The organism is Citricoccus sp., assembly GCF_032154715.1.
Taxonomy (GTDB): Bacteria; Actinomycetota; Actinomycetes; order Actinomycetales; family Micrococcaceae; genus Citricoccus.
Genome location: NZ_JALDXU010000024.1, coordinates 1 through 25,614, shown reverse-complemented (window position 1 = coordinate 25,614; position 25,614 = coordinate 1). Strand labels below are relative to the sequence as shown.

Here is a 25,614-nt window from a genome sequence, read left to right as displayed (position 1 = left end):
CCCTCCGGTGCCGGGCGTCGTGTGCAGGGCGAGCCCCTGAACACCATGCCCGGCACCGCCCCGCGGCCGGGAGCACGGGCGGCATATCACCTTCAGGCTGCGGTTGAACGTCAAGGCTCGCCGCAACGAGAGGGGAATTTTCCGGGCGGACGCCGATCCGGACTAGGGTGTATCCATGCCGCAGCAACTGACGTTGTTCAGTGTGGGCGACCTCACAGCACGGCGAACACATGGACCTACGGCAGGAGACGGCAGCATCGTGAACCAGGAAGAGCCCACGCCAGTCCTCATGATCACCGGTGACCCGGTCATCGGACCCACGGGACGGCCCAAGCACGAATTCCCGGAGCCGGTGCAGTTGGAAACCCACGGTCCAGCGCGCGTGATCTCCATGGTCAACCAGAAGGGCGGGGTCGGCAAGACGACCTCCACCATCAACCTCGGAGCCGCGTTGGCCAGCTACGGCCGGCGGGTGCTCATGGTCGACTTCGATCCCCAGGGTGCCCTCTCCGCCGGTCTCGGCGTCAGCCCCCACGAACTCGACACCACCGTCTACAACGTCATGATGGAACGGTCCATCACCGCCCGGGACGCCATCGTGGAGACCGAGTTCGAGGGCATCGACCTCCTGCCGGCCAACATCGACCTCTCCGCGGCGGAGGTCCAGCTCGTCAATGAGGTGGCCCGGGAACAGGTCCTGGAACGGTCACTGCGCCAGGTCCGGGATGACTACGACGTCATCCTCGTGGACTGCCAGCCGTCCCTGGGCCTGCTGACCGTCAACGCCCTGACCGCCTCCCACGGCGTGATCATCCCGCTGACCGCCGAGTTCTTCGCCCTGCGTGCCGTCGCGCTGCTCGTGGAGACGATCGAGAAGATCCAGGACCGCATCAACCCGGACCTGGAGATCGACGGCGTGCTGGCCACCATGTTCGACGCCCGGACACTGCACTCGAAGGAGGTCGTCAGCCGTCTCGTCGAGGCCTTCGGCGACCGGGTCTTCGAGACCGTGATCAAGCGCTCCATCAAGTTCGCCGATGCCACCGTGGCCGCCGAACCCATGACCACGTTCGCCCAGAACCACGAGGGCGCCAAGGCCTACCGCACGCTGGCCCGCGAGCTGATCTGGCGCGGCGGAGCGCCGTGACCCCAGGTGCCGGGGCAACTGCCCCGGATGTCGCCAGGGACCTGGCGGGCGGCCTACCCGAGAACCTGGACGGCGAGGACGGGGTCCCCTCCGGGTTCTCCGTCACCCTGACCAACTTCGCCGGGCCCTTCGATCTGCTGCTCTCGCTCATCGCCCGGCGTCAGATGGACATCACCGAGGTGGCGTTGGCCGAGGTGACGGACGAGTTCATCGCCTATGCCAGTACCCTCCGGCATCACCCCGGCATCGCTCTGGACGCCGGCGGGGACGGAGGCCAGCGAGGTCGGCCGGAGCTGGCCGCCCTGGACGCCTCGAGCGCGTTCCTGGTGGTCGCAGCCACCCTGCTCGACCTGAAAACAGCCCGGCTGCTGCCGGCCGGGACCACGGACGCGGAGGAGGACGTGGCCCTGCTCGAGGCCCGCGACCTGCTGTTCGCCCGACTGCTGCAGTACAAGGCCTTCCGCGACATCTCCTCGCTCCTGGGCGAGAAGATCCGGGCGGAGGCGCGCCGCTTCCCGCGCCAGACCACCCTGGATCCACGCTTCGCGTCCCTGTTGCCGGAGCTGGTGTGGACGCTGAGCGCCGAGCAATTCGGTGCGCTGGCCGAGGACGTCCTGGCCCGGACCCCGAATCCGGCGGAACAGGTGAACCTGGAGCATCTGCACGCCCCGCCCGTCTCGGTCCGTGAGCAAGTGGGCCTGTTGGCCGCCCGATTGCGCGAGGCCGGCCGGCTCGCCTTCCACGAGTTGGTGTCCGACGCCGGCTCCACCCTCGTGATCGTCGCCCGTTTCCTCGCGCTGTTGGAGATGTTCCGGGACCGCGCCGTCACCTTCGACCAAGAGGTCCCGTTGGGCGAACTCATGGTCCGGTGGGACCCGGACGCCCCCGATGTGAGGCCGGAGCACGGTCCGGACGACGAGGAGGAGTGGTCATGAGCGAGCCCGAGGACGTGCGTGGACCACTCGAGGCCGTGCTGATGGTCGTGGACGAGCCGGTGACCGTGGCACAACTGGCGGAGGCGACCGGTGCGGACCCGCGGCAGGTGGCCGATGTGCTTTCAGCCCTCGCCAGCGACTATGATGGACTGTCTGGCTCCCCACGGCGCGGCTTCGAATTGCGCGAACTTGCCGGCGGCTGGCGCATCTACTCCCGTCCGGCCCATGCGGAGGTGGTGGAGCGGTTCATCGTCGAAGGCCAGACGGCACGGTTGACCCAGGCTGCCCTGGAGACCCTGGCCGTGGTCGCCTACCTGCAGCCGGTCACGCGCTCCCGCGTGGCGGGCATCCGCGGCGTGAACTCCGATTCGGTCATGAGAACCCTCGTCACCAGGGGGCTCGTGGCGGAGGCGGGCAGTGAACCACACTCCGGGGCGGTGCTGTACGAGACCACGGGCTACCTCCTGGAGACACTGGGGGTGGGCAGCCTCCAGGAGCTGCCCAAGCTCTCGGATCATCTGCCCGGCCTGTCGGAACTGGCCGTCATGGACCAGACTGAACTCAACACCTGACCGCCGTCCAGGACGACGGCACAGCATTCCAACCCAACGCAACGAACAGGACAGTGCACTGATGAATGACCGCAAGCCGGGAGGCTCCGGAAAGAAGAACACCAGCTACCGCGGCAAGCCGCAGCAGGGCAAGCCCGGCAAGGGCCAGTCCTCCCAGGGACAGCCGCGCAAGTCCTGGGGCACCCCGGGACCCGGGCAGAGGGGCGGACCGTTCCGCGACGACTCCCAGAAGGGGTACGACCGCAACCTCGGAGCGGCCCGGACGCCCACCCGCCCCAACCGTGCCCAGCGGGACCAGAACTTCTCCTCGGTCCACACGCCCGAAGGTGTGCGTCTGCAGAAGGTCATGGCCTCCGCCGGCGTGGCCTCCCGCCGCGTCTGCGAGGACCTCATCGCCGAGGGTCGCGTCGAGGTGGACGGCAAGGTCGTCACCGAGACCGGCATCCGGGTGGATCCGGACACGGCCGTCATCCACGTGGACGGCCTCCGCCTGCAGCTGGACACCACCCTGCGGTACTTCGCGTTCAACAAGCCCCGCGGCGTCGTCTCCACCATGGACGATCCCGAGGGCCGGCCCTGCATCTCCGATTACCTCAAGAAGGGCAAGTACGACTCCACTCGCCTCTTCCACGTCGGCCGCCTGGACACCGAGACCGAGGGCCTGTTGTTGTTGACCAACGACGGTGAACTGGCCAACCGGCTGACCCACCCGAGCTTCGAGATCCCCAAGACCTATCTCGTCCAGGTCCACGGGCCCATGGCCAAGGGCGTCGGGGCTCAGCTCAAGGAGGGCATGCAGCTCGAGGACGGCTTCGCGCAGGTGGACTCCTTCAAACTGGTGGACTCCACGCCGGGCCACGTGCTGGTGGAGGTCGTCATGCACTCCGGCAAGAATCGGATCGTGCGACGCATGTTCAAAGAGGTCGGATACCCGGTCGAGCGCCTCGTCCGGGTGAAGTTCGGCCCCATCGGGCTCGGCGACCAGAAGCAGGGCACCATCCGCCAGATGGGCCGCCAGGAACAGGGCCACCTCATGGCCGCCGTGAACCTGTGATGGCCCCACGGGGTATCCCCGAACCGGTGCTGATCCGCGGAACCGGGCTGCTGGGCGCCTCCATCGGCCTCGGCCTGCGGTCGGCCGGTGCGGACACCTATCTCTCCGATCCTTCCCCGTCCGCCCAAGCGGTTGCCGTGGACATCGGCGCCGGCCAGGCCTTCCCCGGCGACCTCACCGCGGCCCCGGCCGCCTCCCCGGCTGGGGACGCCGGCAGCACCGACGGCACCACCGGAGCCGAGGGCGCCTTTGTACCGGGCGTCGTCGTGGTGGCCGCGCCGCCGGACGTCGCCGGACAGGTCGTCATCGATTCGCTCGTGCGGTTCCCGGGCGCCGTCGTGCTGGACATCGCCTCCGTCAAGGGGGCGATCCGGCGTGAGGTGGACGCCGCCGTCGTGGGCGGGCAGCTGACGCCGGAGCAGTCGGCACGGTATGTGGGAACCCACCCCATGGCCGGGCGGGAACGCTCCGGTCCGGTGGCCGCCCGCGGTGCCCTGTTCACCGCCGCCCCCTGGGTGGTCTGTTCGGGCGGGGACACCTCGCCGGAGGCCGTGTCCGCCGCGGAGGAGATCGCCCGGGTGCTCGGGGCCACCGTGCACCGGATGTCCGCCGAGGACCATGACGCCTCGGTGGCCCTGATTTCCCACCTGCCGCAGATCGCCGCCTCCCTGGTGTCGTCGCGGCTGCAGGAGACCCCGGCCCAGTCCCTGGCGCTGTCCGGCAACGGGCTGCGGGACACCACGCGCATCGCGGCGTCCGATCCGCAACTGTGGGTGCAGATCCTGGCGGCCAACGCTCCGGACATCCTGCGGATCCTCTACGGGGTGCGCGAGGACCTGGACCGGCTGATCGCCACCATGGAGGAGCCCACGGCGCCGGGGGCCCGGCTGGACATCGCCCAGCTGATCGCCGAGGGCAACGCCGGCCACGCCCGGATCCCCGGCAAGCACGGGGCACCACCGCAGGCCTTCGCCGTGGTGACCGTGATCGTGGACGACGCCCCGGGGCAGATCTCCGCCGTCCTGCAGGACGTGGGGCAGGCCGGCGTCAACGTGGAGGACCTGCGCATGGACCACTCCGCCGGACATGAGGTCGGGATGCTGGAGATCTCCGTGCTGCCGGGCCGCAAGCAGGATCTGACGGACGCGCTGACAGCGCAGGGATGGAAGGTGGTCTGAATGACCGAGACGACAACCCCGACCGGGCCCCGGCCCCCGAGCCAGCGCCTCGTCGTGGCTGTGGACGGGCCCTCTGGTTCCGGCAAGTCGTCGGTATCCCGGGCCATCGCCCGCCGGCTCGGTGCCGCCTATCTGGACACCGGCGCCATGTACCGGGCCGTCGCGTGGCACTGCCGCCATCAGGGCGTCCTCGACGACCCGGACGCGGTCGTCGCCGCGGTCCAGGACATGGACCTGGTCCTGTCCGTGGATCCGGACCATGAACGCGTGGTGGTGGGCACCGACGACATCACCGAGGCCATCCGCGAACCGGGCATCTCCGCCGTCGTCTCCGTGGTGGCCACCAATCGTGCCGTGCGCGAACTGCTCGTGGCCCGTCAGCGCGCCGAGATCGACGCGCACCGCATGATCGTGGCCGAGGGGCGGGACATCACCACCGTGGTGGCTCCCGACGCCGACGCGCGGATCCTGCTCACCGCGTCCGCCGAGGCGCGCACGGCCCGCCGTGCCGCCCAGCTGGGGGGCACCGTGGAGGCGAAGGACCTGGCCGAGCAGGTGTCCGGCCGGGATGCCAAGGACTCCACCGTGGTGGACTTCATGACCCCGTCCGACGGGGTGGGCCTGGTGGACTCCACCGAACTCGATTTTGAGGCGACCATCGAGGCCATGCTGGCCGAGATCACCCGCCAACAATCCGCCAGGATGACAGACAGCACGACCAAGCAGACGACCAACCCGGAAGGGGACCGCGCATGAGCACCGAGAACAGTGCGCCACGCGACGCCGGAGCACCGACGCCGGACGACGGCACCGAATACCAGCCGACCGGCAGTGACCAGATCGAGGAGAAGCTGGCGGCACTCTCCGACGAGGAGGCCCAGCAGCGGGCCGAGGCCCTCCGGGCCGGACTCGAGGACTACGACCTGGACGAGGAGGACACGGCGCTGCTGCGCGGCTGGGAGGACGGTGACCCCGAGTCCGAGGAGTCTCCTGCACCCCCGGTGCTCGCCGTCGTCGGGCGCCCCAACGTGGGCAAGTCCACCCTTGTCAACCGCATCATTGGCCGCCGCGAGGCCGTGGTGGAGGACGTGCCGGGCGTGACCCGTGACCGCGTCAGCTATGAGTCCGAATGGGGCGGTAAGACCTTCACGGTGGTGGACACCGGCGGGTGGGAGCATGACGCCAAGGGCATCCACCAGCGCGTGGCCGAGCAGGCCGAACGCGCTGTGGACGTGGCCGACGCCGTCCTGTTCGTGGTGGACTCCACGGTGGGCGCCACCTCCACCGACGAGGCCGTCGTCAAGCTCTTGCGTCGCAAGGGCCGCCCGGTGCTGCTCGTGGCCAACAAGGTGGATGACATCTCCCAGGAGGCCGACGCGGCCTCGCTGTGGGGCCTGGGCCTGGGCCAGCCGTTCCCGGTCTCCGCCGTGCACGGCCGGGGGACCGGTGACCTGCTCGACGCGGCCATGGAGGCCCTGCCCGAGGTGACCGCCTACGGCGGACTGATCCCGCGCGGCGGCCCGCGCCGCGTGGCGCTGCTGGGCCGTCCGAACGTCGGCAAGTCCTCGCTGCTGAACCAGCTCGCCGGCTCCAACCGGGTGGTGGTGGATGAGACCGCCGGGACCACGCGTGACCCGGTGGACGAGCTCGTCGAACTGGGCGGGCGCCTGTGGCGCTTCGTGGACACCGCCGGCATCCGCCGCCGGCAGCATATGGCCCACGGCTCCGACTACTACGCCTCGCTGCGGACCCAGTCGGCGCTCGACAAGGCCGAGGTGGCCGTGGTGCTGCTGGAGGCCTCGGAGGTGCTCTCCGAGCAGGACGTGCGCATCCTGCAGCTCGTGCTGGACTCCGGCCGGGCCGTGGTCCTGGCGTTCAACAAATGGGACCTCATGGACGAGGACCGCCGTACTTACCTGGAACGGGAGATCGACCGGGACCTGGCGCATGTGGCCTGGGCTCCGCGCGTCAACCTCTCGGCCAAGACCGGCTGGCACAAGGACCGCCTCGTGCCCGCCCTGGACACGGCCCTGGCGTCCTGGGACACCCGCATCCCGACGGGCAAGCTCAACGCCTTCCTGGGCGAGCTCGTGGCGGCCCACCCGCACCCCGTGCGTGGCGGCAAACAGCCACGCATCCTGTTCGCGACCCAGCCCTCGACCCAGCCGCCGCGGATCGTGCTGTTCACCACGGGATTCCTGGAGCCCGGCTACCGCCGCTTCATCATCCGTCGCCTGCGTGAGACCTTCGGCTTCGAGGGGAGCCCGATCGAGCTGGGCATGCGGGTGCGCGAGAAGCGGACTCGGAAGCGGTGACGAGGTTTCCCCCGGGAAACGGTGCGAGGAGCGTTCCATGAAACGAAAGAGCGTTCAGGCCGCCGGGGCGGCCGTCCTGCTGACCGTGTCCCTGACCGGGTGCAGCGGTGTTCAGGAGGCCGCCGACCAGGTGGGCGGGGTGGCCGACCAGGCGGAGAGCGCGGCCACGCAGGCGCAGGACGCCGCGGAGCAGGCTGGCCAGCTGTGGAGCGATGCCCGCGAGGTGAGTGAGCTGACCGTCGAGCAGGTCAACAGCTTCGACTGGTCCTCTCTGGAGGAGCACTGGGGCATCTACCTGGGGAACAATTCCGAGGTGACCCAGTTCCTGCGTTCCATGCCATCGGGACCGGACATGGAATCGTTCGAGATCAAGGGCGAGGACGGCACACTGGTGGTCAACTACGGCGACCAGGCGGCCGAGGCCGATCCGGCGGTGCTGTGGGAGACCATGCAGAGCGTGGCCGCCCAGGCCAAAGAGCACGTGGAGAATTTGAAGAAGGTCGAATTCCGGGTGGGGGACGAGATCCACACGTTCTGAACCGATAAAGCAGAGTCCCGCCGGCCCAGGTCCATCGCGGCTCGACGGCTGACGGAGCCGGGGGCGTAGGGTCGGTCGCAAGAGAGAACCGATCTGAAGGAGTGTGCATGTCCGCGTTCACCAGTTCCGAGATCCGCCTGGCGTCCCGCCCCGTAGGGATGCCGAGGCCCGAGGACTTCTCGATCGAGCAGGTCGACCATGGAGAGGTGGAGCCGGGCCAGGTGCGGGTGTCCAACGAGTTCATCTCGGTGGATCCCTTCATGCGTGGCCGGATGGGCGCCGGCCGCAGCTACGTGAAGTCCTACGGCCTGGGAGAGACCATCACCGGTGGTGCTGTCGGGCGCGTGGTGGAATCGGCCGCGGAGGCCCTGCCCGTGGGCACCGCGGTACTGCACCAGCACGGATGGACGGACGCGGTCCAGGATGATGCCGCCACCTTCCAGGCCGTGCCGGAGCTCGAGGGCCTGCCGCTCTCGCTGTACCTGGGCCTCCTCGGCATGCCGGGCCTGACGGCCTACGTGGGGCTGACGAGGATCGCCGGGTTGCGTGCGGGGGACAGCCTGTTCGTCTCCGGCGCCGCGGGGGCGGTGGGTACCGCCGTTGGCCAGATCGCCCGGCAACTGGGTGCCACGCGCGTGATCGGGTCCGCCGGTTCCGCTGAGAAGGTCAATCTGCTCAAGGACAAGTTCAACTTCGACGTGGCGTTGAACTACCGGGAAGCGCCGATCCGCGAGCAGCTGATGCACGCCGTGGGTCACGAGGGCGTGGACGTGTATTTCGACAACGTGGGCGGCGACCACCTGGAGGCCGCCCTCGAGGTCATGAACGATTTCGGCCGGTTGGCGTTGTGCGGGGCAATTTCCAGTTACAACGCCACCGAACGCCCGGCCGGACCTGACAACATGGGCACCATGGTCACCCGCCGCCTACGCATGCAGGGATTCATCGTGACCGAGGTGGCCTCCGAGCATCCTGAGGTCACCGAAGAGTTCCGGGGGCGCATGACCGGGTGGCTGTCGGCCGGAGATATCACCCCCGAGGAGACCGTCACGGAAGGCTTCGAGCACACCGTGGATGCGTTCCTGGACATGATGCGCGGGGCCAACACCGGCAAGATGGTGGTCCGAGTCGGCTGAGCCGTGCTGAGGGCGCGGCCGACGGCGGCGCCGCTGCGCTCGTGGTCCGTGACCATGTCAACCGTGGTGTACAGTTGACGGGTGGATTGATCCGGTGAGGGTCGGTTCCACGGGCTATGGCGCAGCTTGGTAGCGCGCTTCACTGGGGGTGAAGAGGTCGTGGGTTCAAATCCCGCTAGCCCGACCATGTGATCTCGCCAGAGATCGGCGAGAGCCCGGGCCCCTGAGGGGGTCCGGGCTTTTCGTTCGCCTGGGGGCGGTTCGCCTGGGGGCGGTTCGCCTGGCCGCGTCGCTGCGGCGAGCGGACAGGCACCGTCAGTCTGCAGTCGGGACGACCGCCCGGAGATGAGCACGCTGTCCCTGGCGGCCGACGAGGCAGAGGTACTCGACCGGCCCGGCGCCGGTGGCCCCGAACCAGTGCGGGGTGCGGGTGTCGAACTCGGCGGCCTCCCCGGCCTGCAGGCGGAGGTCTTGGTCCCCGAGCACCAGGCGCAGGGTCCCATTGAGCACATACACCCAGTCATGCCCCTCATGAGTCCGTGGATCGGGGACGAGGTCGTCGCTGCCGGAGGGACGGACGAACTTGTACGCCTGGACGCCTCCCGGCCTACGGGTCAGCGGGATGATCACCGACCCGTCCGGGCAGGACATCGGCCGCAGGTCCAACCTGGGGTCGGCTGTGCGGGGGGCATCCACGAGGGAGTCGATGGTGACGCCGTAGTAGCGGGCCAGGGGCAGCAACTGCTCCAGGGTCGGCCGACGCAGTCCGGCCTCCAGCCGGGAGAGGGTGCTGGCCGAGATCCGGGTCTCGGCGGCCAGCTGGGTGAGCGTGACGTCGCGGCGCAGCCGGAGTTGCTTCAGGCGTGGCCCGACGGCGTCCAGGGTCTGTTCTGGTGTCTCGTTCATCCCCCCAGTTTGCCATTCGGCACAACAGTTTGCATCTTGGGAACCAAGCGGCGAGTCTGTAGACCACACCGGGACGACGACATCCCGGCCACCACGGGACGAAGGGTAGCGCGGCATGCACACGGAGGACGGTCCGCGAGGACAGCATCGTTTCGACCGGGAGTACTGGGAGCGGCACTGGACGCCCGATGCCGAGACGGGGGAGGACGTCCGCCAGCTCATGCCGGTGAGCCCCTACCTCGCCTCCGAGACCGGGCACCTGCGGCCGGGCGCGGCGTTGGATGCGGGCTGTGGAACCGGAACCGAGGCGCTCTGGCTGGCCCACCGAGGGTGGCAGGTGACCGGTGCCGACATCTCCGCGACGGCGTTGGCCACTGCGACCGTCCGGGCCGAGGGCGAGGGCCTGGCCGGCCGCGTCTCCTGGACGCAGGCGGATCTGACCCGGTGGGAGCCAGGCCGGACGTGGGACCTGGTGGTGACCCACTACGCCCACCCTGATTCCGGGCAGCTGGCCTTCTACGAGCGCATCGCCTCCTGGGTGGCACCCGGCGGCACCCTGTTGATCGTGGGGCACCTGCACGCGCCGCACGCCGGACACCACGCGCACGGCGAGCCGGATCAGCAGGGCGGACACGGCGGACATGACGGCTCCGGGCACCCGGAGGGCTCCACGGCCACCCGGGCCGGAATCACCGGTCTGTTCTCAGCGCCGGGCTGGGTCGTGGAGCGCGCCGACGAGACCACCCGCAGGGTGGAGGCGGGGGGACGCACCGTCACCCTGCAGGACGTGGTCGTCCGCGCCGCCCGGACCTGATCCACGGGGGCGGGTGCGAGTGCCCGCGAACGCCCCACGGCCGCCGTCGTCCGCGCCTACCGCTGCGGTCCATGCCGGGCCTACGCTCTACGGGTGGATCAGCTCACGCGCCCCGCCCGAGACCGCTGGCGCACCTTTGCCCAGATCCTCGCAAACACGGCAATGGCGAACCTGACCACCAGTTACCTGTGGTTCGGGCTGACGTTCTGGATCTACCTCGAGACCCGCAACGTCATCGCCACCGGCGTGACCGGCGGGGTCTACATGCTGCTGCTCGCCGGATCCTCCATCAGCTTCGGCACGCTGGTGGACCGCTACCGCAAACTCGACCTGATGCGCCTGGCCGCCCTGTTCACCCTGGCGATGTTCCTGGCCGCCGGCGCGGTGTTCCTCCTGGCCCCCGCGGACCAGATCGCCCGGCTGGACGGGCCGTGGTTCTGGGGCTTCGCCCTGCTGGTGCTCATCGGGGCCGTGGTGGAGAACCTGCGCAACGTGGCCCTGTCCACCACGGTCACCATCCTGATCGACGACGAGCGCCGGGCGAACGCCAACGGCCTGGTCGGCATGGTGCAGGGCATCGCCTTCATGGTCACCTCAGTGCTCTCCGGGCTGTCCATCGGGCTGCTCGGCATGGGGCCGACCGTGGCCATCGCACTGGTGCTGACGGCTGCGGCGTACCTGCATCTGCTGACAGTGCGCCTTCCGGAGGAGACGGTCCCCGTGGACTCCGATGCCCAGGGCGGGTTCGACCTGGCGGGGTCCTGGCGGGCGGTGATAGCCGTGTCCGGCCTCTTCGCCCTGATCCTGTTCAGTACCTTCAACAACTTCATCGGCGGCGTCTACATGGCCTTGATGGACCCCTACGGCCTCGAGCTGTTCAGTGTGGAGGCGTGGGGCCTGGTCTTCGCCCTGGCCTCCACCGGATTCATCATCGGTGGTGCCGTGATCGGAAAGTTCGGCTTGGGTCACAACCCCCTGCGCACCATGCTGGTGGTGGTCATGGTGATGGGCCTGATCGGCGCCACCTTCACCCTGCGCGAATGGGGGTGGTTGTACGTCGTCGGCATCTGGCTGTACATGTGCCTGATCCCGGCGGTGGAGGCGGCCGAGCAGACCGTCATCCAACGAGTGGTCCCCCTCGAGCGGCAGGGCCGGGTCTTCGGTTTCGCCTTGGCCTTCGAGGCATCCGCCGCCCCGATCACGGCACTGGTGGTCGCCCCGCTCGCCGAGGTGTGGATCATCCCCTACGCCCGCAGTGAGGCCGGTGCCGCCGTACTGGCACCACTGCTCGGGGAGGGCACCGCCCGCGGCATCGCGTTGGTCTTCCTCGGGGCCGGGCTCATCATGGTGGTGGCCGCCGCGCTGGCCTTCCTCACACCGGTCTACCGGCGCGTCTCGGCCGAGTACGCCCTGGCGGCGTCCGGTGAGGGCGCCGGTCACCGGGCCGGGTAGGTGACGTTCCCTTCCCCGGGGCCGACGACGGCGCCAGCCGTCATCTCGGCCGGCGTCACCTTCTCCAGTCCCATCAGGTGCAGGACCTGTTCCCCGCGGGCGAGCAGGTGGTCCGCGATCAACCGGCGGTGGCACCGCCACCACACGGCCTCGGAACACATCACGGTGACCGTCCGCGCAGTGCCCCACTCGAGGAGCGCGTCGAGGCCGTCCCGGAATCCGTCGGTCATCGCGTGGTCGGCGTAGTTGTGGAAGCTGCGGTTCTGCCAGAACGCATTCACCTCGAAGGGTGTCACGTGGGACACCGTCCGTCGCCCAGCGAGGGCCTCCAACTTCCGGTAGCCGATGCCCGCCGCGGACAGCGAGTCGGCCAGGGCATCATCGTTGAACTGCGGGTTCCGCCGGGACCCGGTCAGCTTGCGCACGTCCACCACGAGGTGGACTCCGGCCGCCACCAGGATGTCCAGGAACTCCTCCAGGGGGCGGTTGGAGTGACCGACCGTGTAGAAGGGCATGGCTGCGGAGTCCAACGGTTCAGCCGTCCTTCTTTGCCAGCTTGGTCAGCGCCCCGTCCTTGTGGGCGGCCACATGGTCGGTCTTGTCGCTACGGATCTCGTACTGGGGATCGTCCTTCGACGCCCGGCGGGTGTGCCCCTTGTACTGGAAGTCGGAAGTGTGCACGGTGGTGATCGTGCCGGAGACCCGTCCGGCCTCGGAATTCCAGCTCACGTGATCGCCCACGGAGAAGTTCTGCGTCATCAGGGTCCTTTCGCCATGACAGCGTGACGGGCGGCCCGGTCGAAAAACCCCGCCCTGCCTGCCTTCAGGATGATCCCACCGTACGCCCGGAACGGCCACGGGCGTGCCGGGATTTGCAATGACGGGCAAACAGGAGCACGGTAAACGGGTGAAAAAACCCTCCTCAAACGAGCCCCAGGACCTGGGCGGAGCCGGCGACCCCGGCCTGACCCACGTCACCGAGACCCGGACCACCGAGCAAGACGCGGTGGACCGCAATCCCTCGGGCCGGACGTTCCTGGGCCAGCCGGGTGCCCTGGCCAACCTGTTCAGCGTCGAGATGTGGGAGAGGTTCTCCTTCTACGGCATGCAGGGCATCCTGCTGATCTACATGTACTTCCAGACCACCGAGGGCGGTCTGGGGATCGACGAGGGCGTCGCCACCGGCATCGTGGGCGCCTACGGCGGCATGGTCTATGTCTTCTGCATCCTCGGCGGCTGGGTGGCGGACCGGTTGATCGGCTCCGAGCGCGCCATGTTCTACAGCGCGCTGCTCATCATGGCCGGCCACATCGCGCTCGCCCTCGTCCCGGGCATCCCCGGTCTGGTGCTCGGACTGCTCCTGGTGGCGGTGGGCTCGGGCGGGCTGAAGGCCAACGTCGCCAACCTCGTGGGGCATCTCTACTCCCGTGAGGATCCGCGCCGGGACGCCGGCTTCTCGATCTTCTACATGGGCGTCAACATCGGCGGACTCTTCGGGCCGCTGGTGACCGGCTGGGTCCAGCAGAGCTGGGGCTTCCACCTCGGCTTCGGGCTCGCCGCGCTCGGCATGGGCATCGGCCTCATCCAGTACTCGGTCCGCCGGAAGGACCTTCCCGAGGACGTGCACGCCGTTCCGGATCCGCTGCCGCGCAGCCAGTACCCGAAGTGGATCGTGATCGCCGCGGCCGTACTGGTGGTCGTGGGCGTCCTGCTCGGGACCGGTGTGGTCCATGCCGGCAACCTGGCCGACGTCGTGGTCATCCTCGCGGCCGCGGCCGCGGTCGCCATCTTCGCCTACCTCCTGGCCTCCTCGAAGGTGACCGGGGTGGAGCGCTCCCGCGTCATCGCGTTCATTCCGCTGTTCATCGGCTCGGCCGCCTTCTTCGCGCTGTTCCAGCAGCAGTTCACCGTGATCACCCTGTACTCGGACACCCGGCTCGACCGCGATCTCCTCGGCTGGGAGATGCCCATCCCGTGGGTGCAGTCCATCAACCCGGTCTTCATCATCCTGTTCGCCCCGGTGTTCGCGTGGCTCTGGACCCGGTTGGGCCAGCGGCAGCCGAATACCCCGGTGAAGTTCGCGCTGGGCATCGCCCTGATGGGCTCGGCGTTCCTGCTGTTCCTGCCGATGGTGAGCACCGCGGCCGTCCCGGTGCTGTGGATCGCGCTGATCCTCTTCGTCGCGACCATGGGCGAGCTGCTGGTCTCCCCGGTGGGGCTGTCCCTGTCCACCAAGCTCGCGCCGGTGAGCTTCCCGGTGATGATGGTGGCCCTGTACAACCTGTCGGTCGCCCTGGGCACCGCGCTGGCGGGCTCGCTGGCCGGGTTCTACAGTGCCGAGAACGAGGGTACCTACTTCGGTGTCCTGGGGGCCGTGACCATCGGCATCGGCGTCCTCATGCTGCTGGTCTCCAAGCCGATCCACCGGGCCATGAAGGGCGTCGACTGACGCTCTCCCGCCCCGGGACGGCCGCAGAGGCCCGACAGCGCTGACCGCGGGCCAGGAGGGACTCACCCGCCGCACGACATCACGGCAGCGGACAGCACACCGGGCAGGCCACCAAGCACCGCACCGGGCACCGCACCGGCCGACAACACGGCCGGTGCGGTGTTCAGCACCAGCACCACGCCGACGGCGCCCACCACCCAGGCCGCGGTGCTCGCCCCATGCCGGGCGAACCAGGCGTCCAGTCGCTCCAGGGGCCGTTCGACCAGCCGCGCGGCGCCGCACCGCGCCGCGAGCAGCACCAACGCGGGCAGCACCATCACCAGGCAGTAACCCGCCAGCCACAGCGGCGACGCCGGCCAGCCGGGCCCCTGGGCCGCGATCAGCCCGATGGCGGCCAGGTACGGCAACATAGAGGCCACCTCCACCAGCCCAGCCCCCAGAGCGAGACCCACCAAGGAACCCCATCCTCCGCGCTCCTGTCCGGTGGCCCGTCGGCGCCACCCCGCCAGACGCCCGTTGCCGGACCGGGCCCGCTCCTTGGCGGCAGGGGAGTCCAGGCGGAAACTCCAGAGGAACAATCCCACGCCCAGGAGCATGCCGCAGGCCAGGGCGAGCCGGGACTCCATCAGCTGTGCCAGGTTCTCCACGATCCATCCGGCACCCAGCAGCACGGCGAGCCCGACGACGAAGTAGAACAGGGTAATCGTCCCCAGGTAGAGCAGCATCCGTCCGACCCGGACCCTGCCCGGGGCCATCAGGAGCCACACGGGGATGGCCAGGGTGCCGAAACTGGTGCTGTCCACCAGGGCGAGGACGGCCAGGATGGCGAAGAGGGGTCCGCCGGAGAGCGGGTCAATGACGTTGAAGGAGTCCATGCCGCCCAGCCTTCCCGCGCCGGCCCGGGCTGTCGTCCGCCAAAGGGCTGATCGGGGCGGTCCCCCTTTCGGATGACTCGCCCCCACGCGGCGATGTCTAGCATGGGGACCGTGAACCGATCACGACTGGCCGCACTCTCGCCCCTGGTGTACCTCGCCGTCGGGCTGGCCCTGCTGACATCCGGATCAACCTGGGGCATGGCACCGCCACTGGCCCAGGGCTGGGCGGGAGCCGAGACGTGGCACGTGTTGCCCCTGCTGGTGGCCTGTGCGGCCATCCTCCTCCAGCGTCGGCACGTGATGGCCGGCTTCGCCCTGGCTTCCGCGGCCGCCGTCGCGGATACGGCCGTGGGGCTGCACGTGGGGGTCTTCCTCGCCTGGGCGGACACCGCGTACACCCTGGCCCGGCGCGCCGAACCACACCAGCGCCGGTGGTCCATCGGGCTGACCGGGATGGCCGTCGTCGCGCTCTGGGCGGTGGTCGCGGCCCTCCCGCACGGCGAGGACTATGCCCTGCCCGTGGCATTGACCCTGACCGCCGGCGTCGCCATCCCGTTCTGGTGGGGGGCCGAGGTGCGCAACGGTGACGATCGGGCGGCCCGTGCCAGTGCCGCCACCCTCTGGGAGCGCGAACGCTCCGCGACCGCGCGGCGGGAGGCGGAACGGGACCGGGCCGAGGCGGTCCGGCGCGAACGTACCGCCATGGCCCGCGAACTCCACGACACTGTGTCTGCTCACCTGTCCGGTATCGCCCTGCATTCGGCGGCCGCCCTGTCCGGTGCACCGGACGCCGAGCTGGACCGCCGCGCCCTGCAGCAGACCCGGAGTGCTTCGCTGGCGGCGCTGGACGAGATGCGCACCATGATCGGATTGCTCCACCAACCCGGCGAACCACTGGACCTGCAGGTGAGGGACGGACTGGATGCGCTCCCGGGATTGCTCCAGCGCACCGAGGCCGCCGGGGTGGAGGTCACCGCGGAGCTGCAGCCGGTCGAGGTCGGACCTGCGGTGGGCCACGCGCTGCTGCGGGTCGCCCAGGAGGGTCTGGCCAATGCCGCCAAGCACGGGACCGGCACCGTCCAGTTGTGCCTGTCCGGCCTCCCCACGGTGGTCCGCCTGGACATCGAGAACCCGATGCCGGCCTTGCCCGGCGGGCCGGCCTTGCCTGGAGAACTGGCGGCCGCCGGTGGCACCGGCCCCGGCATCGGCCTGTCCTCCATGCGTGAGCGGCTGCGGGCCGTGGGCGGCACGGTGCGGATCACCGGAGCCGAGGGCCAATGGCGGATTCGCGCCGAGGTGCCGGTGGAGCCGGGGGAGTCCCCGGAGGTCTCGGAGCCGTCGGAGCCGTCGGAGCCGGCGGCGTGAGCATCAGGGTGGTGCTGGCCGATGACCACGGCACCGTGCGTTCCGGGCTGAAGGCCCTCCTCGAGCGCGCCGAGGGGATCGAGGTGGTGGGGGAGGCTTCCGATGGTGCGGCGGCCCTCGTCAACGCCCGGGCCCTCCGCCCGGACGTGGTGCTGATGGATGTCCGGATGCCGGTGGTGGACGGCGTGGCCGCCACGCGGGAGATCGTGTCCGAGGGGACCGCCGCCGTCCTCGTCCTGACCACCTTCGACGAGGACGAGGTGGTCCTGTCCGCGATCCGTGCCGGCGCGGCCGGATTCCTCCTGAAGACGGCGGAGGCCGCGGAACTGGTGTCCGCTGTGCGCCGGGTCGCCGCCGGGGAGGGGGTGGTGGCCCCGGAGGTGACCCGCCGCGTGTTCCGGGAACTCGCCACCGCGCGTGCCGGTGACAGTCCGGCCGAGGATGGACGGGCCACCGTGCAGGTGGAGCGCCTCACGGTGCGGGAACGCGATGTCCTCACCCAGCTGGGAGCGGGGGCCTCCAATAGTCAGCTGGCGCGCACGCTGGGCATCTCCGAGGCCACGGCGAAGACCCACGTCTCCCGGGTGCTGGCCAAGCTCGGTGTGCAGTCACGCACGCAGGCGGCACTCGTGGCCCGCGACGCCGGCCTGACGGACGGCGCGTGAGCGTCATCATCTGCTCAGCCCGTCGTGGCCCGTCGAGGCCGTTCCGGTTCCCTCAGGAAGCCGAGCGGAACGTCGCGGCGATCCGGGCGCCGTCGGGAAGATCCGCCCCGCGGACCGCCTTGACCGTGCCGCCGGTGCGCAGGACGCGGGCCGCGACCTCGTCCGCCAGACCGTAGGTGTGCGCGCTGGGCTCGTCGGCGGGGGTGACGTTGCCGTACTCATCGATCGTGCCCTCGCGTTCCGCCGTGAGGTCGAACAGGAGGACGTCCACCCGGCCGGCCGTGGCGGCCTTGGCGATCTCGCGGAGCTTCGCACTGGCCCGGCCATGGGCGCGAAGGGTGCCGAACTGCTCCCTCCAGTCGGCGAGTTGTGCGGAGTAATTGCGGTCCAGGACCTCACGTCCCCGGCGGGCGAGGTCGTCCAGGCCGAGGGAGGCCGGATTGGCCGTGATGCCCTCGTCGACCAGACGCCGGTAGGTGCTGATCTCCCGGTACGCCGGTTCGAGATCGGGGCTGGCCGCCAGCACCAGCGGATGGTTAGAGCCATTGATCTGGCGCAGGACCGCCTCCTGAACGGTGGAGCAGTAGTCGCGGCGCTGGATCTTCGGCCGCAGGGAGCCGTCCGCCCGCTGGCGGTCCATCCGGCCCTCGTTGTCCGCGGTCTGCAACTCCAGGCCGAGGTCCTCGGGCAACCCGGTCAGTTCCACCTCATGACAGGAGGCGTCCGACTCCAGCACCAGCAGGCGTACCGAGCCCTTCGTCAGGGCCAGCACGAACCCACTGTGGGCAAAGGTGGTCGCCCGGATCAACGGCCCCGCGTCGAAACGGTCGCCGACGCCCGCATGGGTGCGGAGGTTGTTCATCAGCCGGAACGCCCGCAGCCCGCGCGGTGAGACGAAGACGGCGAGGGACCGGGCCTGGGTGGACCAGAAGTCCCGGTCGTCCACGAGCTGGTCCACGGCGCCGGTGATCCGGTCCAGGTCCTCGGCGGGGACCTCAGCGGCAGCCAGCTGTGCGACGCCCTCACCCACGGCCGTGCGCAGTGACAGTTGGGCTGCTTCAGGGTTCCTGCCGATCGGCGATCGGTTCTCGCTCGAACCGGACGGGGCAACATACACGGTCACGCTCGCGGGATGGCGGTGCTGCGTGAGTTCGGCGAAGTCTTCAGCGGAGGGTATGTCGATACTCATGGGGACACGCTACCCACGAGGCCACAAAAGTACACCAGCTGGGCTGTCCCGCATTGGGTGGTGAGCGCCGATGGGGACGGTGGAGATGATGCGGGCGGAGGGTGCACACTGGGGCCATGAACTCGATCGCTGTGTTGCAGGAACTCGCCCGCCGTCCCCTCGATGAGCTGGATCTGGTCTGGGACCGCATCGGTCCCTCCAACCTCAACGCCCATCCGGGTGGCCACCCCAACTCCATTGCCTGGCTGCTGTGGCACTCCGGCCGTGAGATCGATGCCCAGATCGCCCACGCCGGCGGGCATGACCAGCTGTGGACCGCCCAGGGATGGGTCGATCGGTTCGGCCCGGACGTGCCCGCTGAAGAGCATGGCTACGGTCAGTCGGAGAATACGGCGCGCGCCGTCGTCGTGCAGGACAAGGACGTACTGCGCGGGTACTTGGCGGCCGTGACCGAACAGTCCCTGGACTACCTCGGGACCCTGTCAGAGGCAGACCTCGCCGAGGTGATCGACCGGCAATGGGATCCGCCGGTCACGCGTGCGGTGCGGTTGGTCAGCGTCTATGCCGACGCCCTGCAGCACGTGGGCCAGGCGGCCTACGTGGCCGGGATGGACCCGGTGGACTGAGAAGCCCGTCCACCAGGCCCCGCCCCGTCAGGCTCAACCCTGATCGAGGCCCTGATCAAACATGAACGCGGCAAAGAAGTCCGCCAGCTCGGTGTGGGCTGCCAATGGAAGAACCTGGGCGATGTACTGGTCCGGACGAACGACCACGAGGGCACCCCGCTCACGGTCGATGCCGCGCAGGTCGTAGATGTCCTGGGTGGCCTGCAGACCGGGGACGTTCCCCAGAAGGCGGCCGGTGGTCCGCTCGGCGGAGAAGACCTTCTCGTAGTCGCGCAGGCCGAACTTGCCCTTGGCCGGGAGGAGCAACGGCGGCAGAGCGTTCACGTCCACAGAATGATGCTCCTGCTGGAGGACCGCCCGGACATCGAACACGGCGTCGTCCGAGGCCCCGGACGGCGTGAACCGGCGGACCGGAGACTGCTCGGAGGTGTCCAGGAACTCCAGCAGGGCGCCGAGGGCCGAGGCCTCAGATCCGACGGCCGCGGCGTCGCCGAAGGCGTACAGGCGCCAGCGGCCGTCCGCCGCGTGCACGTGGCCCAGCTGCACCGGCTTCGCATCGGCCACCCGGACGACCGGAGCCGAGTGGAACCGGGCCCCGACCTCGAACCCGGGGGCCAGACCCTGATGCTCCGTTCCCCCGGTCAGGAGGGAGCGCTCGTACACCGTGGACAGCCCCGCGGTGAACTTTCCTCCGGCCACGAAGTTCGCCTCGACGTCGTTGGCGGCTACGCCCCCGGACTCCGGGTCGTTCGGATCGGAGACCTTGGAGCCGATCATCCTGGACCAGCGCTTGTCGAAGTCGATGAGTTCCCGGGCGATCTTCTGCCGCTCGCCGGAGTAGGTGGCCAGCAACGACTGCGGTGAGCGGCCCTGCAGCACGGCGGCGAGTTTCCAGCCCAGGTTGTAGGTGTCCTGCATGGACACGTTCATGCCCTGCCCCGCCTTGGCGGAGTGAGTGTGACAGGCGTCCCCCGCGATGAAGACCCGCGGATCCAGGGTGCCGGCGCGTTCTGCCGGCACGTCATCGAAACCGTCCGTCACGCGCTGGCCGACCTCATACACGCTCCACCAGGCCACGTCCCTGGAGTCCAGCGTGTAGGGGTGCAGCGCCCGCTGGGCGGCAGCGAGGATGTCCTCGAAGGTCGTGCGCTCGCGGACGCTGCGGTCATCCTCGGGAAGGTCACCGAGGTCCACGTAGTAGCGCACCAGGTTCCCGCCCTCGCGGGGGATCTGGATCAGGGAGCCGGACGCTGACTGCATGACGGCCTTCTTGCGGACGTCCGGGAAGTCGGTGACCGGGAGGATGTCCATGACGCCCCAGGCGTGATTCTGGGCGTCGCCGTGCAGGGATCGTCCGATCGCAGTCCGGATGACCGAGCGGGCACCGTCGCATCCGACGACGTAGCGGGCCTGGACGGTGCGGGTGGTCCCGGTGCCCCTGCCGTCCTGGTCCGTCAGCTCCAGGGTGACCGTCACGGGCGTCTCAGGATCTTCCGGGATGTCCACGCCCAAGGCCTTGAACCCGTAGTCGACCTCCAGCCGCGAGGCGGAATTCGACGCCTTGGCCAGGAGCATCTCCTGCATGCGGGCCTGGTTGACGATCACGTGCGGAAACTCGCTGAGCCCGTCCGCGACGTCCTGGATCTGGCCGGTGCGGGTGATGCCCGCGCGGTCCTGGGAGGACGGGGACCAGAACGTGGTCTCGTTGACCCAGTAGGCCTCCGCCAACAGCGAGGTGGCCAGGCCGAAGGCGTCGAACATCTCCACGGTGCGGCAGGAGACACCATCGGCCTGGCCCACGGGCAACGGTCCTTGGCGGCGCTCCACCACCCGGGTGGTGATCTCCGGGAACGCGGCCAGCTGGGCCGCCAGTACGGTGCCGGCCGGGCCGGTGCCGACGATCAGGACGTCGACCTCCTCCGGCAGGGGGCCCTGCCCGGCGTCACGGCCGGGGGCGGCGGGCTCGATGGTCGGATCTCCGTAGCGGTAGCCGTCAAGGTGATATTGCATGGGACTCCATCTCCAACATCCTATAGATCATCCGTGTACTGTACGATTCGGTGCCGATCCTAGCGCACGCTGGTGATACGAACCACAACAGAGTGGATATGGGACTTTATCCGTGTACTGAAAAGTGAGGGAGATCCGGATGGATTCGACAGCCCTGGTGGGGCATCAGCTGCGCCGGTGCCACCAGGTGCACAACGCGCTGTGGGCGGACGCCGTGGGCGGCTTGCTGACATCGCCGCAGTACTCGGTGCTGTTCACCGTGGCCGCCGCCGGGCAACCCCTGGACCAGCTGTCTGTGGGCCGGGCCGCGGGGCTGGACCGGACCACGGTGGCCGGGGTGATCCGCCGCCTGGAGGAGCAGGGCTGGCTGCGGCGGGAGCGTGATGCCGCCGATGGGCGGCGGCATCTCATCACCCTGCCCGTGCCGGCCGGGGTGGCCCTGGAGGGATTGGCGCCGGCGGTCCGAACGGTGCAGGAGAGGCTGATGGCACCGCTGTCGGCACTCGACCGTGCCTGGCTCGGGGGCCGGCTCGTGGACCTCTCGGGTCACCACGATGCGGCGGGAACGGCCGGCGGTTCCGGCACCCCCGGGGTGCGTCAGGCGGAAGACCGGCGTCCCGGCCACCTGATCCGGCTGGCCCAGCAACGGCACACGGTGCTGTGGGCCGACGAGGTGGGCGGCATCATCACCGGCCCGCAGTTCGCCGTCCTGCTGGCCCTGGCGACGTCCGGCCCCACCGGTCAGGGCACCGTGGGCGGACTGGCCGCCCTGGACCGGTCCAGCGCCTCTGACGTGCTGCGCAGGCTCGAGGACCGGGGCTGGACGGCGCGCAACCCCGATCCGGACGACCGCCGCTCGCGGCTGGTCTCCCTGACGGCGGCGGGTCGGTCGCTCGTCGGCGAACTCTGGCCCGCCGTGGAGCGGGTCCAGGAGCGGATCCTGGAACCGGTGCCCGGGTCCGAGCGCGGCCGGGTCGTCGAGGGGCTGGCCGCCGTCGGGAGCCCGCATCCCGCGGCATTGGCACCCCGCCGCGGAGGCCAGTAGTGTCGTCGGTGTACCACGAGAGGCCTGCACGGGCCGGACCTCACACCTGTGATCTGGAGGAACCATGAGCAATATCCCCGAAGGGCTTCGCTACAGCGCCGAACACGAGTGGGTCACGGGGCCGGACGCGGACGGTGTCGTGCGCATCGGCATCACCGACTTCGCCCAGGATGCGCTCGGTGACGTGGTCTACGTGGACCTGCCCGAGGTGGGCGCGGAGATCACGGCTGACTCCACGGTCGGCGAGGTGGAGTCCACCAAGTCCGTCAGCGATCTCTTCGCTCCGGTCTCCGGTACCGTCACGGCCCGTAACGAGACCCTGGACGCCGATCCGGCCAAGGTGAACTCCGATCCGTACGGGGACGGCTGGCTGCTGGAGATGAGCGTCTCGGACCCCGCACAGGTCGACGGCCTGCTCGATGCGGAGGGTTACCGCCAGCAGGTAGGCTAGTCAGGTCACGAAGCCACCACGACCATCGCGTTCGACGCGATCGGTCGGACACATCCTCGGAGGAGCCATGTCACAGGACGGGACCCAGCAACCGGACGGCCGGAACACGGGTACCGAGCCGGACGCGCTGACCACCAGCATCGGCCTGCCCGATCTGGGCTCGTCGCCGGACCGCTCGCTCGACGCCGAGGACCGTGCGGCCATCAACGCCCTGCCCGTCGGCTCGGCGCTCCTGGTGGCCCATGCCGGGCCCAACCAGGGTGCTCGGTTCCTCCTGGACCAGGACTCGACGATGGCCGGCCGCCACCCCAACGCCGACATCTTCCTCGATGACGTCACCGTCTCGCGGAAGCATGCCGAGTTCCGCCGCTCGGGCGAGGGATTCGTGATCGTGGACTCCGGTTCCTTGAACGGGACCTACGTGAACCATGACCGGGTCGATTCCGTGGCCCTGCGGTCTGGGATGGAGGTGCAGATCGGCAAGTTCCGGCTCACCTTCTACGCCGGCACCCAGCGCCCCGCCGTCTGAGTCAACCGGCCTGGGAGGGCCGGCCCGCCCTGACGACGACCGCCAGTTCGACCAAACGACCGAGGACATCCGTGAGCGCAGCAGCTTCCCGACGCCCCCTTTCCGCCGCATCCGCCGCGACCGGGGGCCACCGCGCCGTCATGAACATCGGTGAGGTGCTGGCGGAGTTGAAAGGTGACTTCCCGCAGGTCAGCGCCTCTAAGATCCGCTTCCTCGAGGAGAAGGGGCTCATCACGCCCCGCCGCACCGCAGCGGGCTACCGCAAGTACACCGACGCCGACGTGGACCGGTTGCGCTTCATCCTCGCCCTGCAGCGGGACCAGTACCTGCCGCTGAAGGTCATCAAGGACTACCTCGACGCCGTGGACCGCGGTGAGCACCCCGAATCCCTGCCCGGGGGGCTCACCCTGGCCCCGCGATCGGTCTCCGACCAGCTGGCCCAGGAGTTGGCTGGGCACACCCGCCCGCTCACCCGGGCCGAGGTGCAGGGGATCTCCGGGGCCACCACGCAGCTGCTGGATTCCCTGGAGCAGTTCGGCATGGTGTCTCCGGATGAGAACGGGCGTTATTCCGAGCACGCCCTCAAGGCGACGCGGTCCGCCGTCGTCCTGGCCGCCCATGGTCTGGAGCCGCGCCATCTTCGTCCCTTCCGGGCTGCGGCCGACCGTGAGCTCGGCCTCATCGAACGGGCCACGGCCTCCCTGGCCACCCGCAAGGACGCCGCCGCCAACGCCCGGATGGCCGACGCCGCGCGGGAGCTCAGTGAGGCCTGCCTGGGGCTGCACAGCGCCCTCGTGGCGGCCGCCGTGGCTGACCTGGACACGTGAGGCTGCCCGCATGAACCTGCCGGACGTCGAGATGACAGTGCTGGGCGTGCGAGTCGAGCTGCCCGGGAACCAGCCCTTGGTCCTCCTCCAGGATCCGGGCACGGGCACCTTGGTTCCCATCTGGATCGGAGCGCCGGAGGCCAGCGCCATCGCCCTGTGGCAACAGGGGCTCACCCCGCCCCGACCCATGACGCACGACCTGTTGATCGAGGTCCTCTCAGCCACGGGCACCGCACTGGAGTCGGTGCGCATCGGATCGGTCGAGGACGCCGTCTTCCATGCCGAGCTGATCCTGGACAACGGTGCGCGGGTGGATGCCCGCGCGTCGGACGCCATCGCCTGTGCGCTGCGTGCCGAGGCTCCGGTGCTCTGCGCGGCCGAGGTGCTGGAGTCGGCCGGGGTGGACCCGGAGCAGGCCGAAGACGTCGACGAGGACTCCGAAGACGGCGTGGATGAGGCCGTCACCGGGGTCACCGGCGCCGCAGAGCGTGATGCGGAACTCAACCGGTTCCGGGAGTTCCTGGACAACGTGGACCCGGAGGACTTCGCCGACGGCGGCTCCAGCCAGTCCTGATCGCCGGGCCGGCCGCGGATGTGTGCGCTCGCCCGGCGGACCGGATGTCCGGCATCCCGTGCCTGACCACCGGCGGCGTGGCGACACGCACGGGGAAGAATGCACGAGGTCTTTGACCGTGGACCCGTCCGGGCATACCGTCTTGTTCAGAGGTTCCACATTGCCTATCGGTTCAATCGCACCGATTGGTGGTTGGGTGCCGGGCCGATGCCCAGCACTGACCGCCGATCCGGACCGCCGGGCACTTCCTTCCCCAGTGTGGAACCATGACCAGGAGGGTTCCAGTGAGTCCGAAGGGCGAGGCCGGGCAGTCCCCGGATCCGCAACACGAGTCACCCCCGCGCACCCCGGCGCAGGGCATGCTGTTCACCGAAGACCTACCCGTCCTTGACGAGGGTGCCGGCTACCGCGGTCCGACCGCGTGCAAGGCCGCCGGCATCACCTACCGTCAGCTCGACTACTGGGCACGCACCGGCCTGGTGGTCCCCACCGTCCGCGGCGCCAGCGGATCGGGCACCCAGCGGCTCTATTCGTTCCGTGACATCCTCGTCCTGAAGGTCGTCAAGCGTCTGCTGGACACCGGGGTCTCCCTGCAGCAGATCCGCACGGCCGTGGAGCACCTGAGGGAGCGCGGCGTGGACGACCTGGCGCAGATCACACTCATGAGCGACGGCGCCTCGGTCTACGAGTGCATGTCCGCCGATGAGGTCATCGACCTGGTCCAGGGCGGCCAGGGCGTGTTCGGCATTGCCGTGGGCCGCGTCTGGCGTGAGGTCGAGGGCTCGCTGGCGGAACTGCCGTCCGAGCAGCTGCATGCGGGTGCCCCCGAAGAGTTCCCCGGCGACGAGCTGTCCCAGCGGCGCACGCGCCGCAAGTCTGCCTCCTGAGCCCCCGGCGACGCTGAGCCCCCCTGGGTGCTGAGGGTCGCCTCCACCGGTGGAGGCGACCCTCAGCACCCAGGG

General features: G+C 69.6%; 27 protein-coding genes and 1 tRNA gene. 22 read left to right on the top strand and 6 right to left on the bottom strand.

Translation table 11 applies throughout. The features are described from left to right. Positions 1 to 289 precede the first annotated feature (289 nt). From RUH65_RS06295 to RUH65_RS06250, 10 genes are all read left to right on the top strand, one after another. On the top strand, positions 290 to 1,147 hold the full coding sequence (locus RUH65_RS06295; protein ID WP_313816450.1) for an AAA family ATPase: 858 nt from the start codon (positions 290 to 292) through the stop codon (positions 1,145 to 1,147). Further along, on the top strand, positions 1,144 to 2,082 hold the full coding sequence (locus tag RUH65_RS06290; protein WP_396179703.1) for a segregation and condensation protein A: 939 nt from the start codon (positions 1,144 to 1,146) through the stop codon (positions 2,080 to 2,082). The genes RUH65_RS06295 and RUH65_RS06290 overlap by 4 nt, the downstream gene beginning before the upstream one ends. Then, on the top strand, positions 2,079 to 2,654 hold the full coding sequence (scpB, locus tag RUH65_RS06285) for an SMC-Scp complex subunit ScpB (RefSeq protein ID WP_313816438.1): 576 nt from the start codon (positions 2,079 to 2,081) through the stop codon (positions 2,652 to 2,654). The genes RUH65_RS06290 and scpB overlap by 4 nt, the downstream gene beginning before the upstream one ends. Beyond that, positions 2,638 to 3,708, top strand: coding sequence for a pseudouridine synthase (locus RUH65_RS06280; RefSeq protein ID WP_396179707.1), 1,071 nt, complete (start codon positions 2,638 to 2,640; stop codon positions 3,706 to 3,708). Before scpB ends, RUH65_RS06280 begins: the two co-directional genes overlap by 17 nt. After that, entirely contained in the window at positions 3,708 to 4,886 is a 1,179-nt protein-coding gene (locus RUH65_RS06275; protein ID WP_313816435.1) for a prephenate dehydrogenase, read from the top strand. The genes RUH65_RS06280 and RUH65_RS06275 overlap by 1 nt, the downstream gene beginning before the upstream one ends. Next, positions 4,887 to 5,642, top strand: a complete 756-nt coding sequence (cmk, locus tag RUH65_RS06270; RefSeq protein WP_313816433.1) for a (d)CMP kinase — start codon at positions 4,887 to 4,889, stop codon at positions 5,640 to 5,642. After that, positions 5,639 to 7,201 (top strand): ribosome biogenesis GTPase Der, encoded by a 1,563-nt coding sequence (gene der / locus RUH65_RS06265; RefSeq protein WP_313816431.1) that lies wholly within the window; start codon positions 5,639 to 5,641, stop codon positions 7,199 to 7,201. The genes cmk and der overlap by 4 nt, the downstream gene beginning before the upstream one ends. Positions 7,202 to 7,238: 37 nt before the next feature. Then, the gene (locus tag RUH65_RS06260; RefSeq protein ID WP_313816430.1) at positions 7,239 to 7,739 is read left to right on the top strand and encodes a DUF4825 domain-containing protein; all 501 of its coding nucleotides are present in this window, start codon (positions 7,239 to 7,241) and stop codon (positions 7,737 to 7,739) included. Between the two features lie 107 nt (positions 7,740 to 7,846). Continuing rightward, complete coding sequence (locus tag RUH65_RS06255) at positions 7,847 to 8,875, top strand: NADP-dependent oxidoreductase (RefSeq protein WP_313816429.1); 1,029 nt, start codon at positions 7,847 to 7,849, stop codon at positions 8,873 to 8,875. A gap of 110 nt (positions 8,876 to 8,985) precedes the next feature. Continuing rightward, positions 8,986 to 9,062 (top strand) — tRNA-Pro (locus RUH65_RS06250). A gap of 128 nt (positions 9,063 to 9,190) precedes the next feature. On the opposite strand, the gene RUH65_RS06245 is transcribed toward RUH65_RS06250, so the two are convergent. After that, positions 9,191 to 9,781 (bottom strand): XRE family transcriptional regulator, encoded by a 591-nt coding sequence (locus RUH65_RS06245; protein ID WP_313816428.1) that lies wholly within the window; start codon positions 9,779 to 9,781, stop codon positions 9,191 to 9,193. 115 nt (positions 9,782 to 9,896) lie between these two features. Between RUH65_RS06245 and RUH65_RS06240 the strand changes: the two genes are divergently transcribed. Together RUH65_RS06240 and RUH65_RS06235 are read left to right on the top strand one after the other, a co-directional pair. Continuing rightward, entirely contained in the window at positions 9,897 to 10,595 is a 699-nt protein-coding gene (locus tag RUH65_RS06240) for a class I SAM-dependent methyltransferase (RefSeq protein ID WP_313816427.1), read from the top strand. Positions 10,596 to 10,757: 162 nt separating this feature from the next. After that, complete coding sequence (locus RUH65_RS06235; RefSeq protein ID WP_313816448.1) at positions 10,758 to 12,047, top strand: MFS transporter; 1,290 nt, start codon at positions 10,758 to 10,760, stop codon at positions 12,045 to 12,047. Here the strand turns inward: RUH65_RS06235 and RUH65_RS06230 are convergent. Next, positions 12,032 to 12,577 (bottom strand): DUF488 domain-containing protein, encoded by a 546-nt coding sequence (locus RUH65_RS06230; RefSeq protein ID WP_313816426.1) that lies wholly within the window; start codon positions 12,575 to 12,577, stop codon positions 12,032 to 12,034. The genes RUH65_RS06235 and RUH65_RS06230 overlap by 16 nt on opposite strands. Positions 12,578 to 12,581: 4 nt before the next feature. Further along, the gene (locus RUH65_RS06225) at positions 12,582 to 12,806 is read right to left on the bottom strand and encodes a DUF2945 domain-containing protein (RefSeq protein ID WP_313816424.1); all 225 of its coding nucleotides are present in this window, start codon (positions 12,804 to 12,806) and stop codon (positions 12,582 to 12,584) included. A gap of 118 nt (positions 12,807 to 12,924) precedes the next feature. Here RUH65_RS06225 and RUH65_RS06220 point away from each other — a divergent pair, with 118 nt between their 5' ends. Continuing rightward, the gene (locus tag RUH65_RS06220; RefSeq protein ID WP_313816423.1) at positions 12,925 to 14,496 is read left to right on the top strand and encodes a peptide MFS transporter; all 1,572 of its coding nucleotides are present in this window, start codon (positions 12,925 to 12,927) and stop codon (positions 14,494 to 14,496) included. A 62-nt stretch (positions 14,497 to 14,558) separates the two neighbouring features. On the opposite strand, the gene RUH65_RS06215 is transcribed toward RUH65_RS06220, so the two are convergent. Beyond that, positions 14,559 to 15,371 carry a GAP family protein gene (locus RUH65_RS06215; protein WP_313816422.1) on the bottom strand — a complete coding sequence of 271 codons (813 nt, stop codon included), beginning with the start codon at positions 15,369 to 15,371 and terminating at the stop codon, positions 14,559 to 14,561. Positions 15,372 to 15,482: 111 nt separating this feature from the next. Here RUH65_RS06215 and RUH65_RS06210 point away from each other — a divergent pair, with 111 nt between their 5' ends. Both RUH65_RS06210 and RUH65_RS06205 read left to right on the top strand, forming a co-directional pair. Beyond that, positions 15,483 to 16,736 (top strand): histidine kinase, encoded by a 1,254-nt coding sequence (locus RUH65_RS06210; protein ID WP_313816421.1) that lies wholly within the window; start codon positions 15,483 to 15,485, stop codon positions 16,734 to 16,736. Further along, positions 16,733 to 17,401: a response regulator transcription factor gene (locus RUH65_RS06205; protein ID WP_313816419.1), complete on the top strand. Its 669-nt coding sequence runs from the start codon at positions 16,733 to 16,735 to the stop codon at positions 17,399 to 17,401. The genes RUH65_RS06210 and RUH65_RS06205 overlap by 4 nt, the downstream gene beginning before the upstream one ends. A gap of 52 nt (positions 17,402 to 17,453) precedes the next feature. Here the strand turns inward: RUH65_RS06205 and RUH65_RS06200 are convergent, their stop codons facing one another. After that, complete coding sequence (locus RUH65_RS06200) at positions 17,454 to 18,590, bottom strand: hypothetical protein (protein WP_313816418.1); 1,137 nt, start codon at positions 18,588 to 18,590, stop codon at positions 17,454 to 17,456. A gap of 116 nt (positions 18,591 to 18,706) precedes the next feature. On the opposite strand from RUH65_RS06200, the gene RUH65_RS06195 reads away from it, so the two are divergent. Beyond that, on the top strand, positions 18,707 to 19,216 hold the full coding sequence (locus tag RUH65_RS06195; protein ID WP_313816416.1) for a mycothiol transferase: 510 nt from the start codon (positions 18,707 to 18,709) through the stop codon (positions 19,214 to 19,216). A gap of 33 nt (positions 19,217 to 19,249) precedes the next feature. Here the strand turns inward: RUH65_RS06195 and RUH65_RS06190 are convergent, their stop codons facing one another. Next, positions 19,250 to 21,226: an FAD-dependent monooxygenase gene (locus tag RUH65_RS06190; RefSeq protein ID WP_313816415.1), complete on the bottom strand. Its 1,977-nt coding sequence runs from the start codon at positions 21,224 to 21,226 to the stop codon at positions 19,250 to 19,252. A 139-nt stretch (positions 21,227 to 21,365) separates the two neighbouring features. On the opposite strand from RUH65_RS06190, the gene RUH65_RS06185 reads away from it, so the two are divergent. The 6 genes from RUH65_RS06185 to RUH65_RS06160 all read left to right on the top strand — a co-directional run bounded on the left by RUH65_RS06185 (position 21,366) and on the right by RUH65_RS06160 (position 25,539). Continuing rightward, positions 21,366 to 22,271: a MarR family transcriptional regulator gene (locus RUH65_RS06185; RefSeq protein WP_313816414.1), complete on the top strand. Its 906-nt coding sequence runs from the start codon at positions 21,366 to 21,368 to the stop codon at positions 22,269 to 22,271. A 64-nt stretch (positions 22,272 to 22,335) separates the two neighbouring features. After that, on the top strand, positions 22,336 to 22,722 hold the full coding sequence (gcvH, locus tag RUH65_RS06180; RefSeq protein ID WP_313816413.1) for a glycine cleavage system protein GcvH: 387 nt from the start codon (positions 22,336 to 22,338) through the stop codon (positions 22,720 to 22,722). Positions 22,723 to 22,789: 67 nt separating this feature from the next. Further along, the gene (locus RUH65_RS06175; RefSeq protein ID WP_313816412.1) at positions 22,790 to 23,251 is read left to right on the top strand and encodes an FHA domain-containing protein; all 462 of its coding nucleotides are present in this window, start codon (positions 22,790 to 22,792) and stop codon (positions 23,249 to 23,251) included. 140 nt (positions 23,252 to 23,391) lie between these two features. Further along, positions 23,392 to 24,078 carry a MerR family transcriptional regulator gene (locus tag RUH65_RS06170; protein ID WP_313816447.1) on the top strand — a complete coding sequence of 229 codons (687 nt, stop codon included), beginning with the start codon at positions 23,392 to 23,394 and terminating at the stop codon, positions 24,076 to 24,078. 10 nt (positions 24,079 to 24,088) lie between these two features. Further along, positions 24,089 to 24,652: a bifunctional nuclease family protein gene (locus RUH65_RS06165; protein ID WP_313816411.1), complete on the top strand. Its 564-nt coding sequence runs from the start codon at positions 24,089 to 24,091 to the stop codon at positions 24,650 to 24,652. A 284-nt stretch (positions 24,653 to 24,936) separates the two neighbouring features. Beyond that, on the top strand, positions 24,937 to 25,539 hold the full coding sequence (locus RUH65_RS06160; protein ID WP_313816410.1) for a MerR family transcriptional regulator: 603 nt from the start codon (positions 24,937 to 24,939) through the stop codon (positions 25,537 to 25,539). The last annotated feature ends 75 nt before the right edge of the window (positions 25,540 to 25,614 follow it).